We start from the raw sequence: 14,551 nt of genomic DNA, 5'->3' as shown, positions 1-14,551 counted from the left end.
AGATGATCATTGAACATCGCTACGACGTCGTCATCGTCGGCGCGGGCGGCGCCGGTATGCGAGCCGCCGTCGAGGCCGGGCCGCGCGCCCGCACGGCCGTGTTGACCAAGCTGTACCCGACGCGCAGTCACACCGGTGCGGCGCAGGGCGGAATGTGCGCGGCCCTGGCCAATGTCGAAGAGGACAACTGGGAATGGCACACCTTCGACACCGTCAAGGGCGGCGACTACCTCGCCGACCAGGACGCCGTCGAGATCATGTGCAAGGAAGCCATCGACGCGGTGCTCGACCTCGAGAAGATGGGGATGCCGTTCAACCGCACCCCGGAAGGCCGCATCGACCAGCGCCGGTTCGGCGGGCACACCCGCGACCACGGCAAGGCGCCGGTGCGCCGGGCCTGCTACGCCGCGGACCGCACGGGTCACATGATCCTGCAGACGCTGTACCAGAACTGCGTCAAGCACGATGTCGAGTTCTTCAACGAGTTCTATGCGCTCGACATCGCGCTGAGCGACACTCCCGGCGGCCAGGTGGCGACCGGTGTCATCGCCTACGAACTGGCGACCGGCGACATCCACGTGTTCGCGGCCAAGGCGATCGTGTTCGCCACCGGCGGCTCTGGGCGGATGTACAAGACGACGTCCAACGCGCACACCCTGACCGGCGACGGCTTGGGCATCGTCTTCCGCAAGGGACTTCCCTTGGAGGACATGGAGTTTCACCAGTTCCATCCGACGGGTCTGGCTGGTCTCGGCATTCTGATATCCGAGGCGGTGCGCGGCGAGGGCGGGCGACTGCTCAACGGAGAGGGCGAACGCTTCATGGAGCGTTACGCGCCGACCATCGTCGACCTGGCGCCCCGCGACATCGTGGCCCGTTCGATGGTGCGAGAAGTACTGGAGGGCCGCGGCGCGGGGCCGCACAAGGACTACGTCTACATCGACGTCCGCCATCTGGGCGCCGACGTGCTCGAAGCCAAGCTCCCCGACATCACCGAGTTCGCCAGGACCTATCTCGGCGTCGACCCGGTCAAGGAACTGGTTCCCGTCTATCCGACGTGCCACTACGTCATGGGTGGCATCCCGACCACCGTGCACGGCCAGGTGTTGCGCGACAACACCAACGTCGTGGCGGGCCTGTACGCCGCGGGCGAATGCGCCTGTGTGTCGGTGCACGGCGCCAACCGGCTGGGCACCAACTCACTGCTGGACATCAATGTGTTCGGCCGTCGCGCAGGCATCGCGGCCGCGAATTACGCACTGGGCCATGACCATGTCGACATGCCGGAAAACCCCGCGGAGATGGTGGTCGGCTGGATCGGCGACATCCTCTCCGACCACGGTAACGAGCGCGTCGCCGACATCCGTGGCGCGCTGCAGCAGTCGATGGACAACAACGCGGCGGTGTTCCGCACCGAGGAGACCCTCAAGCAGGCACTCACCGACATCCACGCGCTCAAGGAGCGGTATGCCCGAATAACGGTGCAAGACAAGGGTAAACGCTTCAACAGCGACCTCCTCGAAGCGATCGAGCTGGGCATGCTGCTCGAGCTGGCGGAGGTCACCGTCGTCGGCGCGCTGAACCGCAAGGAGTCCCGCGGCGGCCATGCCCGTGAGGACTACCCCAACCGCGACGACACCAACTACATGCGCCACACGATGGCCTACAAGCAGGGCGACGACCTGCTCAGCGACATCCGGCTGGACTACAAGCCGGTGGTGCAGACACGGTACGAGCCGATGGAACGGAAGTACTGATGACCGAGCCAGGACCCGCCGCCGAGGTCATCGAACCCGTCGATCCGCCGCTGCCGCCGATCTCCGACGGCGCGGTGATGGTGACGCTGAAGATTGCCCGCTTCAACCCCGAGGACCCCGATGCCGCCGGCTGGCAGAGCTTCCGGGTGCCGAGCCTGCCCACCGACCGTCTGCTCAACCTGCTGCACTACGTCAAGTGGTACCTCGACGGCACGCTGACATTCCGTCGGTCGTGCGCGCACGGAGTGTGCGGTTCGGACGCCATGCGCATCAACGGGGTCAACCGGCTGGCGTGCAAAGTGCTGATGCGCGATCTGCTGCCCAAGAACCCGGACAAACAGCTGACGATATCCATCGAACCGATTCGCGGCCTGCCGGTCGAAAAGGATCTCGTGGTGGATATGGAGCCGTTCTTCGACGCCTACCGGGCGGTGAAGCCATACCTGATCGTCAGCGGCAATCCGCCCACGCGTGAGCGGATCCAGAGCCCGACCGACCGTGCCCGCTACGACGACACCACCAAGTGCATCCTGTGCGCCTGCTGCACCACCAGCTGCCCGATCTATTGGAGCGAGGGCAGCTATTTCGGGCCCGCCGCCATCGTCAACGCCCACCGGTTCATCTTCGACAGCCGCGACGAGGCCGCCGCCGAGCGCCTCGACATCCTCAACGAGGTGGACGGCGTCTGGCGTTGCCGCACCACCTTCAACTGCACCGAATCGTGCCCGCGTGGCATCCAGGTGACGCAAGCGATCCAAGAGGTCAAGCGCGCCTTGATGTTCGCGCGCTAACGCACCGCCTCAGCGATCGCCATGTGACCTGCGAAAGCCGACCGTGCACAGATGGCCGGTCTTTCTCGGCGCGTTCGGGGGCAGAAGCGCCCGCACGTTCGGCAGGACGGTTGACTTGCGAGGCGAGTGGGTACATCCACGTTTGCCAGTGGACCACTCACAGGAATGAGTACTCAATCATGACTGACAGTCGCTTTTATCGTCGTTTCTCTGTCACCGTAGGGATTGCTGCCGCCGTGGTCGCGACCACGCTGACGGCATGCGGTGGTGGTGGCAAAGGCGACGAGAGCAGCACGTCCTCGACCACGTCGAGCAGCACCTCGGCGACTACCACGGTGACCTCCACCCCGGCCGGTACGGGAGCTCCTGGCGCAACCACCGGCGCACCGGGTGCGGGTGCCGGAGCCGGACCGGGCGGCGCCACCGCAGGCGCGCCGGGTGCGGGTGCCGGAGCCGGACCGGGCGGCGCCTCCGCAGGCGCGGGCGGCGCGGGCGCAGGGGCCGGACCCGGCGGTGCGACCGCAGGCGTGCCGGGTGCGGGTGCCGGAGCCGGACCGGGCGGTGCGGGTGCGTGCGCGGGTGGCATCTGCGTGGGCACCCCGTAGTACCCGACCGCTAGTTCCGCATAACTCGAAACTGCGGGCAGATCGCCGACAAAGCACCAATGGCGATCTCCCCGCAGTTTCGCGCGTCTGGGGTGTCACATATTGCGGGGCTGCCTCGTCTCACGGGTATGACACAGAAAACCCGTATCGCCCCCGTGCCGCCGCAGCGCGCGTCGCTGCTGACCAGGCTGATGTACATGTTCGCCAAGCGGAAGTTCGGCGAGGTGCCGGAGCCGTTCACCGTTGCCGCGCATCACCCGCGGCTGATGGTGGCCAACGGCGTGCATGAGATGCTGCTGCAGTCCGGTTCGAAGAAGCTGCCTGCCAGCGTCCGCGAACTGGCGGTGCTCTGGACCGCGCGCACCGTCGGATGCTCGTGGTGCGTCGACTTCGGCTCCATGCTGATTCGGCTCGAGGGGCTCGATATCGAACGGCTCAAGGACATCGATGCCTATGCGACCTCGCCTGCGTACACCGACGACGAGCGGGCCGCCATCGCCTACGCCGACGCGATGACCACCGATCCGCACACCATCACCGACGACCAGGTCGACGACCTACGGCGCCGCTTCGGCGACGACGGCGTGATCGAGCTGACCTATCAGATCGGCGTGGAGAACATGCGGGCCCGGATGTACTCGGCGCTTGGCATCACCGAACAGGGCTTCAGCTCCGGTGACGCATGCCGGGTTCCCTGGGCTACCGACGAGCACTCGCCTGAGGAGAAGGCAGCTACCGACGAGGCCCCATCGGGGAAGCAGTGAACTTGTCGGGATTCGCGACGTCCCAAATGGCGGAGATCTTTCCGTCGCGCACGGTCATCGCGGTCACCCGCGGCGTCATCGCCGGATAGCCGCCGCCGGCCGGTGCGCCAGGGGTGTAGCTGCCGAGCTGACCGTTGACGAGGGCGAGCTGGGCCGTCGAAAGGAAGTTCGGCCCGTACCGCCGGGCCAGCCCGGACAGGAACCGCGCCACCTTGTCCGGGCCGTGGATGACACGTGCCGCCGTCGGCGCCCTGCGATTGGAGTCGCCGGTGAACGTCACCTCTGGATGCAGAAGGAGCACAACGGCGTTCATATCGCCCGCAGCCAGCGCAGCCATCAGCGCACCGGCCACTTCATTGTGCGTTTGGTCGGGCACCGACTCCTGCGTGGACGCCGCAGCCCGCCGCGCGCGCGACGCCAACTGCCGCGCCGTGGCGTCGCTGACGCCGAGCACCGACGCAATCTCGCTGAACGGCACCGCGAATCCGTCGTGCAACACGAACGCCACCCGTTGATCCGGCGTCAACCGCTCCAGCACGACCATCGCCGCGAACCTCGCGTCCTCGCCGGCCACCACCGCCGCGAGCGGATCGTTGCCTTCGAGCCCCGTCACCACCGGCTCGGGCAGCCATTCGCCGACGTAGGTTTCGCGCCGGTGCGTGGCCGAGCGCAATCGGTCTACGCTCAGCCTGCTCACCACCGTCGTCAGCCACGCACGCAGATCGGCGATCTCATCTCGCTTCTGCCCCAACGCATTCCACCGTAGCCAGGCGTCTTGAACGGCGTCTTCCGCGTCGGCGAAGGTGCCCGTGAGGCGATAGGCCACCGCCAGCAGATGTGAGCGCAGGTCTTCGAACTCGTCGACGCGGGTGGTCACCCCGCTGAGCTTAAACCCGCCCTTCTGACAGCCGGTTGGCAGCGTTCTCACAACTGGAACCGTATTCTGGCTGCGAGGAATCGATCAAGGAAAGATGGCCATGGCTGCAGGCGGCACCGCCGTCCATCCTCAGGAACCCGGAAGGTCGGGCGTTGAGAGCAAGGGCCTGAAAGGCGGCGCGCTCGGCCTGGTGCCCAGCATCGTCGTCGGGATGGCGTCGACGGGCGGCCGCGGTCAATCTGCTGACTGGAATTCGTCGCGTTCGTTGCACTCAGCGACTGATTTCGTGCAGGATTGCGCTGTGGAGCTGGGAATGCGTTGATTCGCTTCCCGACCGACCTGCCTGTCTCGTAAGGAGCACACGATCATGAGCGCCCTGTATGCCGTAACCGACCCGTCGACGGGCGAGGTGGTCAAGGAGTACCCGACCGCGACAGGCGAGCAGCTCGAAGCCGCCATCGCGGCCGCCAGCAAGGCGCACCGCGACTGGTCGCGGGGTTCGACGGTGGCCGACCGCGCCGCTCTCATCCGTAGGGTCGCCGAACTCCACAACGAGCGCAAGGAAGAACTCGCGAAGATCATCAACCGCGAGATGGGCAAGCCGATCGACCAGTCCGAGGGCGAGGTCGAATTCAGCGCGGCCATCTATGAGTACTACGCCGACAACGCCGAGAAGTTTCTCGCCGACGAACCCATCGACCTTCTCGACGGCGAAGGCTCGGCACTCATCCGGCGTAGTTCGGTCGGTGTGCTGCTGGGCATCATGCCGTGGAACTACCCCTACTACCAGGTCGCCCGGTTCGCGGGCCCGAACCTGACGCTGGGCAACACGATCGTGCTCAAGCATGCGCCGCAGTGCCCCGAGTCGGCGGCGGCCATTGAGCAGATTTTCGCCGACGCCGGCTATCCCGAAGGCGCCTACGTCAACATCTACGCGACCAACGACCAGGTCGCCGACGTCATCGCCGACCCACGCGTACAAGGGGTTTCGCTGACCGGCTCCGAGCGTGCGGGCGCCGCCGTCGCGGAGGTCGCCGGCCGCAACCTGAAGAAGGTCGTGCTCGAACTGGGTGGCTCGGACCCGTTCATCGTGTTGAGCTCCGACGACCTCGATTCCACGGTGGAGGCCGCCATCGAGGGCCGCTTCGAGAACACCGGGCAGGCCTGCAACGCCGCAAAGCGGATCATCGTCTCCGAGACCATTTACGACGACTTCCTGGACAAGTTCACCAAGAAGGTGCTCGCGAAGGCGCAGGGCCTGGCCCCGCTGTCGTCGGTGGCGGCGGCTGAGCGGCTGGACGATCAGGTGAAGCGAGCCGTCGACGACGGCGCGACGTTGGTCTCCGAGGGTGAGCGCAAGGGGGCCTTCTTCCCGCCGGGTGTGCTCACCGACGTCTCTCCGGAGTCGCCGTCCTACAAAGAAGAGCTGTTCGGGCCGGTCGCGACCGTGTACAAGGTCGGCTCCGAGGACGAGGCCGTCACGTTGGCCAACGACACCCCCTTCGGGCTGGGCTCCTACGTCTTCACCACCGACGATGATCAGGCCAAGCGGGTCGCCGACCGGATCGAGGCGGGCATGGTGTTCGTCAACGCCGTCGGCGCAGAAGGTGTCGAACTACCGTTCGGTGGCGTGAAGCGGTCCGGCTTCGGCCGCGAGCTCGGCCGCTACGGCATCGACGAGTTCGTCAACAAGAAGCTGATCCGTATCACCTGAGCGCGCGCGCCTTTGCCTCTGCGGCGTCCGCGTCGATGTGATGGCTCGTGTTGAACCGCTTGTTGAGGAAGAACAGTCCCAGCACCACCGCCCACGACAAGAGGCTCAGCACCAGCTGCCACCGCAGTTCGTCGTCGAGGAACATCTGCACGAGTATCGCCAGCATGGCAAGCGTGGTGAGGATCGACAGCACCGGGAACAGCCACATCTTCAGTCGCAGTTCGCCATCCCCGTTGCGGTAGCGCAGCACGATCTGCGATATCGCGATCAGGATGTAGACGAACAGGATGATCGCGCCGCTGGAGTTCAGCAGGAACGCGAAGATGCTCTTCTCGAAGAAGGCGGCGGCGATCACGCACAGGAAGCCGACGATCGACGAGAACAGGATCGCGTTCGCGGGCACGCCGCGAGGGGTGAGCCGCATGAGCCGTTCGGGCGCCTCGTTGCGGGCGGCGAGGACGAACAACATGCGCGACGCCGTGTACATCCCGGAGTTGAGGCAGCTGAGCACGGCCGTCAGCACGACGGCGTTCATGATGTCGTCGGCATACGGGATGCCCATCTTGGTGAACGCGGCGACGAACGGGGATGCCGCAAGGTCTTCGTTGTTCCACGGCACGATCGTGACGAGCAGGAACACCGAGAGGACGTAGAAAATCAGGATCCTCCAGATCACCGAATTGGCGGCCCTCGAAACGGCCTTCTCGGGGTCCGAGGACTCGGCCGCGGCGATCGTCGCGATCTCCGGGCCGACCATCGAGAAGATCACGGTGACGATGCCGACGGTGATCACGCCGACCCCCATCGGCATGAAGCCGCCCTGGCTCCACAGGTTGGAGAAGTCGGCCGACTTGTTGGGCCACAGCCCGAGCACGAAGCAGGCGCCGATCGCGATGAAGACCACGATCGCCGCCACTTTGATGCCGGCGAACCAGAACTCGAACTCGCCGTAGGACTTCACCGAGAACAGGTTGGTGGCCGTCATCAGGACCATGAATATCAACCCGCACAACCACAATGGGATGTCGATCCAGTACTGCACGATCTTCGCGCCCGCGATGGCTTCGAAGCCGACGACGATCACCCAGAAGTACCAGTAGAGCCACCCGACGGAGAAACCCGCCCAGTGGCCCAGCGCGTCGCGCGAGTAGTCGGCGAACGAACCCGTCGACGGGTTGGCGACCGCCATTTCGGCGAGCATCCGCATCACCATGATGATCAGCACGCCGGACAGCGCATAGGTGATGAATGCGCCCGGACCAGTGTCTCCTATCACGACGCCGGAACCGACGAAAAGACCTGCGCCGATAACGCCGCCGATCGCGATCATCCTCAGCTGACGCTGATTCAGAGCCTTCTTCAGTCCCAGCGCGCTCATGGGCACTCCTGTCGATCTTGACCAAGGTGAGCCGGGTGTACCCGTTTGGCGCTCGAAGCTAACCGTCACCTGCGCCGAGTCTGCTGACAGACCGCAGTTGCCGCCGAATTCGCGATCTCCCCGCAGACTCGCGACGCGACCTAGCGCTTCGTGAAGATGATCCGGTGCCAGTCCTTCTCGGCGACTCCGGTGATGTCGCTCATCACGTGCTTGATCGTCAGGTACTCCTCGAAGGAGTAGTCCGACATGTCCTTGCCGAAACCGGATGCGCCGACACCGCCGTGTGGCATCTCGCTGATGATCGGGATGTGGTCGTTGATCCACACGCATCCGGAGTGAATCTCCCGTGATGCGCGCTGAGCGCGGTAGACGTCGCGGGTCCAGGCCGAAGCCGCCAAACCGTAGGCGGTGTCGTTGGCCTGCCGCAGGGCGTCGTCGTCGTCGGTGAACGACCGCACCGTCAACACTGGACCGAAGACCTCGTCGCGATAGATCTCCGAGTCCTCGGCGACGTCGGCGATCAGGGTGGGCCGGTAGAAGGACCCTGGCAGATCGGGTGCGCTGCCGCCGGTGACGATCCGGCCGCCCTGGTCGGGCGCGCGCTCGACCATGCCTGCAACCTTGGCGCGGTGGGCCATCGAGATGAGCGGTCCGAGGTCGGTGTCCTCGCCATCGGGATCGCCGACAACGACCTTGCTCATCAGCTCACCCACACCGGCGACGAAGTCGTCGTAGAGCTCGCGCGCGACGATCGCCCTGGTCGCCGCGGTGCAGTCCTGTCCGGTGTTGATCAGCGAACCCGCGACCGCGCCCTGGATCGCGGCGTCGAGATCGGCATCGTCGAACACCACGAACGGCGCCTTGCCGCCGAGCTCGAGCTGGGTGCGGTGGCCATGCACAGCCGCGGCGGCCATCACCTTGCGGCCGACCGGGGTCGAACCCGTGAACGTCACGACGTCGACGTCGCGATGGCCGGCTAGCGCGGTGCCGACGTCGCCGCCCGCCCCGGTGACGACGTTGAAGACGCCGTCGGGCAGGCCCGCCTCGGTGGCCAGCCGCGCCAGGGTCAGCGTGGTCAACGGGGTCAGCTCCGCGGGCTTGATGACGACGCTGCACCCCGCGGCCAGCGCGGGCAGCACTTTCCACACCGCCATCTGCAGCGGGTAGTTCCAGGGGGTGATGGTCGCGACCACGCCGACGGCCTCGCGCCGGATGCTCGAGGTGTGGTCGCCGGAGTACTCCGCGGTGGCCTTGCCCTCGAGGTGGCGCGCCGCGCCTGCGAAGAATTCGACATTGTCGATACTGCCCGGCACGTCGAACTCCCGAGCCAGGCGCGCGGGCTTGCCCGTCTGGCTGACCTCCTCGGCGACCAGCTCGTCGGCGTGGTCGGACATCAGCGCCGCCAGCTTGGCCAGCACGGTCGCGCGGTCGACCGGGGTGGCACTTCCCCAGCCCCGTTGCGCCGCGCGCGCCGCCGCCACGGCGGCGTCGACATCGTGCGGGGTGGCCAGCGCCAGCTCGGCGACGACGTCGCCGTTCGCCGGGTTGACGACCTGGTGACGGGCGCCGCCGGTGACCACCGCCGCGCCGTTGATCCAGCTGCCGGCCACCCTGGCCGATACCGTTCGGCGGGCAGGAGCGATGGGCCCACGCCCGGAGGGCAGGGGACGACCCGGGGAATCAGCGCGAGTCATGGCCCAACGCTAGCCGACGGGTGGCCACGGGCTACGCATTCCTGCAGTGACGGGAGAGCTTGGCGCGTGATTTCATTGGATTGGTTGCTCTTAACGACGGATTCCGTGCACAATCTCAGGCATGGCCAACCCGGGTGCTGATGGCATCCAACCCGTATTCCAGCGCGTCCAAACGCGTCCAGGGGCGGCAGTCCAGCTCGACGACCTGTCCAAGGCGATCATCGAGAAGCTGCAGCAGGACGGTCGTCGCTCGTATGCGGGCATCGGCAAGGCGGTCGGACTCTCCGAGGCCGCGGTGCGGCAGCGGGTGCAGCGCATGGTCGACGCAGGCGTCATGCAGATCGTCGCCGTCACCGATCCGATGCAGCTCGGATTCGCCCGACAGGCGATGATCGGCATCCGCTGCACCGGGGACACGACACGGGTGGCCGACAAGTTGGCCGCGATCGACGCGGTCGAGTATGTGGTGCTGACCGCAGGTTCCTTCGACGCCATCATCGAAGTGGTCTGCGAGGACGACGACGATCTGCTCGATCTGCTCAACACCCAGATTCGCGCACTGCCGGGAGTGATATCCACCGAAACGCTCGTATACCTGAAACTCGTTAAACAGCAATACAATTGGGGTACAAGATGACGACTACTGACATCGCACCAGAAATTTCAACCGACCTGGCGGCAAAGGCGAATCGCCACCTGTGGGGCCACTTCGCACGGCACGGCAACGGCATCACGCCGCCCATCATCACTCGTGGCGAGGGCGTCACGATCTGGGATGACAAGGGCAAGAGCTACATCGACGGGCTGTCGGGCCTGTTCGTGGTGCAGGTCGGCCACGGCCGTAAGGAGCTCGCAGAGGCGGCGGCCAAGCAGGCCGAGACGCTGTCCTTCTTCCCGCTGTGGTCCTATGCCACACCGCCTGCCATCGAATTGTCCGAGCGGATCGCGCATTACGCGCCGGGCGATCTGAACCGCGTGTTCTTCACCACCGGTGGCGGCGAGGCCGTCGAGACTGCGTGGAAGCTGGCGAAGAACTATTTCAAGCTGACCGGCAAACCGGGCAAGTACAAAGTGGTCTCCCGTGCGATCGCCTACCACGGCACGCCCCAGGGCGCGCTGGCCATCACCGGCCTTCCGGTGTTCAAGGCGCCGTTCGAGCCGCTGACACCGGGCGGGTTCCGCGTGCCGAACACCAACTTCTACCGCGCCCCCGAGCCGTACCACACCGACATCAAGGCATTCGGTGAGTACTGCGCGGACCGCATCGCCGAGGCCATCGAGTTCGAGGGCCCCGACACCGTCGCCGCGGTGTTCCTCGAGCCGGTGCAGAACGCAGGCGGTTGTTTCCCGCCGCCGCCCGGATACTTCGAGCGGGTCCGGGAGATCTGCGACGAGTACGACGTCCTGTTGGTGTCCGACGAGGTGATCTGCGCCTACGGCCGGATCGGCTCGATGTTCGCGTGTGATGACTTCGGCTACGTGCCCGACATGATCACCTGCGCCAAGGGCCTGACGTCGGGTTACTCCCCGATCGGCGCGATGATCGCCAGCGACAGGCTGTTCGAGCCGTTCAACGACGGCAAGACCACGTTCGGGCACGGCTACACGTTCGGCGGACATCCGGTGTCGTCGGCGGTGGCGCTGGCCAACCTCGACATCTTCGAGCGCGAGGGCATCAACGACCACGTCAAGGAGAGCGCGCCCGCGTTCCGGGCGACGCTGGAGAAGCTGTACGACCTGCCGATCGTCGGCGATGTGCGCGGCGAGGGCTTCTTCTACGGCATCGAGTTGGTCAAGGACAAGGCCACCAAGGAGACCTTCAACGACGACGAATCCGAGCGCCTGCTCCGCGGCTTCCTGACGCCCGCGCTGTTCGAGGCGGGTCTGTACTGCCGCGCCGACGACCGCGGCGACCCAGTGGTGCAGCTGGCTCCCCCGCTGATCAGCGGGCAAAAGGAGTTCGACGCGATCTACGACATCCTGCACAACGTGCTCGGCGAAGCCAGCAGGATGCTTTAGTCGACGGACCTGTCGGCAACCGAACTGGCTAGCTACCGCTGAGCTGTCGGGCCGGATAGATCTTCTCGACGAGCCGGGAGAACGGCCCCGTCTGCATCTCCACCAGTACGCGGAACGACGGCTCCGCGCTGCGCTGAGCGATGCTCTCGTCTGCCGAGAAGAGCCCGAATTCCGACTTCACAACCGTGCATTCGTCCACGTACGGCTGCGCGAGAACCTCGGCAACCGCCAGCTCCTCTGCCCGCTGTTGTAACGTCGCGACGTCGAACGCGGAGTCCTCGGCGGTGACCGCCGCGATCTCGCGCAGCACGCTTCTCACCCGGCAAACTTCCCGGTCGCCGTTGATCGTGACCTCGACGACGCCGCCGGTGCCGATCGTTGCGATCCCGTTGACCGTCTGCCGGAATACGACCGTCACGTGTCGCACATGCGGTTCTGTGCTGCCGGACTCCTCAGCGCTCCCGACCATTGAACGGCGGACAACCGACGGGATCAGGGCGATGTCTGCGTCGTCCACCCGCGGCCCCTGCAACGTCGCTTCCCTCCCGCGCAGATAATCCGTGGCAGCATTCACCGCCTCGGCATCTGTGAAGTCGACGACAGACGGCGATGAGAAGGCCGGGAACGTGAGATCGATGCTGCCGGAACGGGTGTTGAAGACCAGCACAGAACCGTTGCGGGTGCGATGGCAGACGTTGTCACCGCTGATTGTCGTCTCGTCGATTTCCACTGGTTCACCTGAGCTCAGGCGAGAGACCACTTCTGCGGCGCCCTCAGGTTCTCTCGGTGCATTGAACTCGAGCGTCATGATCGGCACCCTCGACAGCAGCAGTTCCCGGTCCAGCGTTCTCGCGTCATACCAGCTCCAAGCGATCGATCTGCCCGAGATGGCGTCGAGCCGAAAGAATTCCTCGTTATCCCGCAGGCTTTCCGCGGTTGCCGTGTCGGGACCGAACCACGCCGCCACCGGCACCTGGTCATGGCTGACACGCCAGCTCGCATCGAGAAACGAGTCGGTCGTCTTGGCTCCGGTCTTCTTCCAGTTCTCAAAGAAGTACTTACCGTACGCGTCGGAATCGACGATGTTCGTATGGTAACCGAGAATCGCGCGTATTCCCTTGGCGGTACGGAACCAGACAGCACCAGGGTCGACATTCCTCACCGACTGACAGGTGGAGAAGAACATGTAGCGTAAATCGTTTTGCCCGAAGGACATTTGGGTTGACCTGACCGTGCACCCGCCGTGGCCGGTCCCACCCGCGCTCATCGTGAAGGTGGTGCCCGACGTGACGCCGTGGGTAGCGATGTAGCCGACCACAACGGAATCCACGCCGTCGAAACCTGCAGGAAGGTTGCTTGCCGCGTAGTGGTCAGAGCCGCTCTTGAAGTCGTCGGTCCAGACGTCAGCGTTCCCGTATACGAAGTTCTTCTTCTGCCAGGCAGCTCGGCCGTTGATGAATCCCCATGTGTCCCCGTGCGTCGCAGGCAGATTGGCGTTTCCACAGGCACTGTGATCGACGATGTACCACCCGCCGAGCCATTCTTCTACCGCGCGCAGCACTTCGGGTTCGGCCATAGGTTTGACCGTTCCGATGCCGATGATGTTCTTGTCTTTCAGAACATCCGACACGGCTTGCTTATCCATCAGAGCATCCGACATGGTCGCCTCCTGTGACGATTCCGGTAATACGACGTCGAGGCGACTGTAAGAACGGCGTGCGTGCCTGACACGAGTAACCGGCTACGCCACTTGCCGATGACTCTGCGGGGACGCACCGATCTGGCCAGCCTCGACCTGTAGCAACCGCCGGGCACCGAGATCGACGTTCCGGCGCGCTCGTCTCGCACTTTTCCGCCCAAATGTGAGTTTGGGCGTGCCCGAGGCAGTCACTTTGGGAACTCCAACCACATCAGTAACAGCGTGGCTCCCCTGATTCGCGCGCCGAATCGCCTAATCTGCGGTCACGATGGCGACCTTCACGACCGCGTCCCAACGCGCTACCGCCCTGGCAGCGGCACTGTTCTTGATCGCGAGCCCGGCGCTGGCGAACGCCGAACCGAACGCCGCACCCGATGCCTGCCCGTATCAGACCAGCACACCGCCTGCGGTCGACTCGTCGGAGGTGCCGACGGCCGGCGACCCGCCCCAACCCCTTGCGGTACCCGGCGATCCGGTCGGTGGTGACGCGCTCGGCGGCTGCGGCGTGATCACCGCACCGGGCACACCGCCCGTGCCCAATGACATCTCGGCGGAAGCCTGGCTGCTGGCCGACCTGGACACCGGCGACGTCATCGCCGCCAAGGATCCGCACGGCAGGCATCGGCCGGCCAGCATCATCAAGGTGCTGGTGGCCACGGAGGCACTGCGGGAACTACCGATCCACAAGGTGGTGGCGGGCACCGCCGAAGACGCGGGCGCAGAAGGCACCAGGGTCGGTATCGGCGAGGGCGGCCACTACTCGATCCGCGACATCCTGCACGGACTGCTCATGCACTCCGGTAACGACGCCGCCCACGCGTTGGCCATGCAGATGGGCGGCACGGACGCCACACTGACCAAACTCAACGACCTGGCGAGCAAGCTCGGCGGCCGCGACACCCGGGTCGCGACGCCATCGGGTCTTGACGGCCCCGGTATGAGCACGTCGGCCTACGACATCGGCCTGTTCTATCGCTACGCGTGGCAGAACCCGACGTTCGCCGAGATCGTCGCGACCCGAAGCTTCGACTTCCCCGGCCGCGGCGACGCCGGCTACCCGGTCGAGAACGACAACCAACTGCTCTACAACTACCCGGGCGCGATGGGCGGCAAGACGGGTTATACCGACGACGCCGGCCAGACGTTCGTCGGCGCAGCCGACCACGACGGCCGCAGGCTGGTCGCGGTGCTGATGCGTGGCACCCGGCAGCCCATCGCGCCGTGGGAGCAGGCCGCGCACTTGCTGGATTACG

12 protein-coding genes and 1 pseudogene are annotated in these 14,551 nt (G+C 65.6%); 9 read left to right on the top strand and 4 right to left on the bottom strand.

Annotation, left to right across the window (positions count from 1 at the left end):
• The first annotated feature begins 2 nt into the window (after window positions 1-2).
• The 4 genes from sdhA to QOC76_RS12140 all read left to right on the top strand — a co-directional run bounded on the left by sdhA (window position 3) and on the right by QOC76_RS12140 (window position 3,917).
• On the top strand, window positions 3-1,757 hold the full coding sequence (sdhA, locus tag QOC76_RS12155) for a succinate dehydrogenase flavoprotein subunit (RefSeq protein WP_526357086.1): 1,755 nt from the start codon (window positions 3-5) through the stop codon (window positions 1,755-1,757).
• On the top strand, window positions 1,757-2,548 hold the full coding sequence (locus tag QOC76_RS12150) for a succinate dehydrogenase/fumarate reductase iron-sulfur subunit (protein WP_526357085.1): 792 nt from the start codon (window positions 1,757-1,759) through the stop codon (window positions 2,546-2,548). The genes sdhA and QOC76_RS12150 overlap by 1 nt, the downstream gene beginning before the upstream one ends.
• 179 nt (window positions 2,549-2,727) lie before the next feature.
• A complete protein-coding gene (locus QOC76_RS12145; RefSeq protein WP_526357084.1) occupies window positions 2,728-3,153 on the top strand; it encodes a hypothetical protein in 426 nt (141 codons plus the stop codon).
• 128 nt (window positions 3,154-3,281) lie between these two features.
• Window positions 3,282-3,917 (top strand): carboxymuconolactone decarboxylase family protein, encoded by a 636-nt coding sequence (locus QOC76_RS12140; RefSeq protein WP_526357083.1) that lies wholly within the window; start codon window positions 3,282-3,284, stop codon window positions 3,915-3,917.
• Here QOC76_RS12140 and sigJ read toward each other — a convergent pair.
• Window positions 3,886-4,794 carry an RNA polymerase sigma factor SigJ gene (gene sigJ / locus QOC76_RS12135; protein WP_526357082.1) on the bottom strand — a complete coding sequence of 303 codons (909 nt, stop codon included), beginning with the start codon at window positions 4,792-4,794 and terminating at the stop codon, window positions 3,886-3,888. The two genes, QOC76_RS12140 and sigJ, sit on opposite strands and share 32 nt — an antisense overlap.
• 100 nt (window positions 4,795-4,894) lie before the next feature.
• Here sigJ and QOC76_RS12130 point away from each other — a divergent pair, with 100 nt between their 5' ends.
• Window positions 4,895-5,116: a hypothetical protein gene (locus QOC76_RS12130; RefSeq protein WP_526357081.1), complete on the top strand. Its 222-nt coding sequence runs from the start codon at window positions 4,895-4,897 to the stop codon at window positions 5,114-5,116.
• Window positions 5,117-5,161: 45 nt separating this feature from the next.
• A complete protein-coding gene (locus tag QOC76_RS12125) occupies window positions 5,162-6,508 on the top strand; it encodes an NAD-dependent succinate-semialdehyde dehydrogenase (protein ID WP_526357080.1) in 1,347 nt (448 codons plus the stop codon).
• Window positions 6,509-6,533: 25 nt separating this feature from the next.
• Here QOC76_RS12125 and QOC76_RS12120 read toward each other — a convergent pair.
• Window positions 6,534-7,886: pseudogene (locus tag QOC76_RS12120) on the bottom strand (amino acid permease); the annotation flags it as partial.
• A gap of 140 nt (window positions 7,887-8,026) precedes the next feature.
• A complete protein-coding gene (locus QOC76_RS12115; RefSeq protein WP_526357079.1) occupies window positions 8,027-9,580 on the bottom strand; it encodes an aminobutyraldehyde dehydrogenase in 1,554 nt (517 codons plus the stop codon).
• Between the two features lie 121 nt (window positions 9,581-9,701).
• Here QOC76_RS12115 and QOC76_RS12110 point away from each other — a divergent pair, with 121 nt between their 5' ends.
• Both QOC76_RS12110 and QOC76_RS12105 read left to right on the top strand, forming a co-directional pair.
• Window positions 9,702-10,217 carry an Lrp/AsnC family transcriptional regulator gene (locus QOC76_RS12110; RefSeq protein WP_526357078.1) on the top strand — a complete coding sequence of 172 codons (516 nt, stop codon included), beginning with the start codon at window positions 9,702-9,704 and terminating at the stop codon, window positions 10,215-10,217.
• On the top strand, window positions 10,214-11,599 hold the full coding sequence (locus tag QOC76_RS12105; protein WP_526357077.1) for an aspartate aminotransferase family protein: 1,386 nt from the start codon (window positions 10,214-10,216) through the stop codon (window positions 11,597-11,599). Before QOC76_RS12110 ends, QOC76_RS12105 begins: the two co-directional genes overlap by 4 nt.
• A gap of 28 nt (window positions 11,600-11,627) precedes the next feature.
• On the opposite strand, the gene QOC76_RS12100 is transcribed toward QOC76_RS12105, so the two are convergent.
• A complete protein-coding gene (locus QOC76_RS12100) occupies window positions 11,628-13,259 on the bottom strand; it encodes a DUF6345 domain-containing protein (RefSeq protein WP_526357076.1) in 1,632 nt (543 codons plus the stop codon).
• A gap of 307 nt (window positions 13,260-13,566) precedes the next feature.
• Here QOC76_RS12100 and QOC76_RS12095 point away from each other — a divergent pair.
• Window positions 13,567-14,551, top strand: a 985-nt coding sequence (locus tag QOC76_RS12095) for a D-alanyl-D-alanine carboxypeptidase family protein (protein ID WP_526357075.1), incomplete at its 3' end; no start/stop codon positions are given.

The organism is Mycobacterium sp. (assembly GCF_032159565.1).
GTDB lineage: Bacteria > Actinomycetota > Actinomycetes > Mycobacteriales > Mycobacteriaceae > Mycobacterium.
This window is presented reverse-complemented; position numbering and strand designations above follow the sequence as displayed.

Excerpts from the sequence above, each read along its gene's own strand:
- sdhA (WP_526357086.1), top strand. The coding sequence starts at position 3 with ATGATCATTGAACATCGCTACGACGTCGTCATCGTCGGCGCGGGCGGC.
- QOC76_RS12150 (WP_526357085.1), top strand. The coding sequence starts at position 1,757 with ATGACCGAGCCAGGACCCGCCGCCGAGGTCATCGAACCCGTCGATCCG.
- QOC76_RS12145 (WP_526357084.1), top strand. The coding sequence starts at position 2,728 with ATGACTGACAGTCGCTTTTATCGTCGTTTCTCTGTCACCGTAGGGATT.
- QOC76_RS12140 (WP_526357083.1), top strand. The coding sequence starts at position 3,282 with ATGACACAGAAAACCCGTATCGCCCCCGTGCCGCCGCAGCGCGCGTCG.
- QOC76_RS12130 (WP_526357081.1), top strand. The coding sequence starts at position 4,895 with ATGGCTGCAGGCGGCACCGCCGTCCATCCTCAGGAACCCGGAAGGTCG.
- QOC76_RS12125 (WP_526357080.1), top strand. The coding sequence starts at position 5,162 with ATGAGCGCCCTGTATGCCGTAACCGACCCGTCGACGGGCGAGGTGGTC.
- QOC76_RS12115 (WP_526357079.1), bottom strand. The coding sequence starts at position 9,580 with ATGACTCGCGCTGATTCCCCGGGTCGTCCCCTGCCCTCCGGGCGTGGG.
- QOC76_RS12110 (WP_526357078.1), top strand. The coding sequence starts at position 9,702 with ATGGCCAACCCGGGTGCTGATGGCATCCAACCCGTATTCCAGCGCGTC.
- QOC76_RS12105 (WP_526357077.1), top strand. The coding sequence starts at position 10,214 with ATGACGACTACTGACATCGCACCAGAAATTTCAACCGACCTGGCGGCA.
- QOC76_RS12100 (WP_526357076.1), bottom strand. The coding sequence starts at position 13,259 with ATGTCGGATGCTCTGATGGATAAGCAAGCCGTGTCGGATGTTCTGAAA.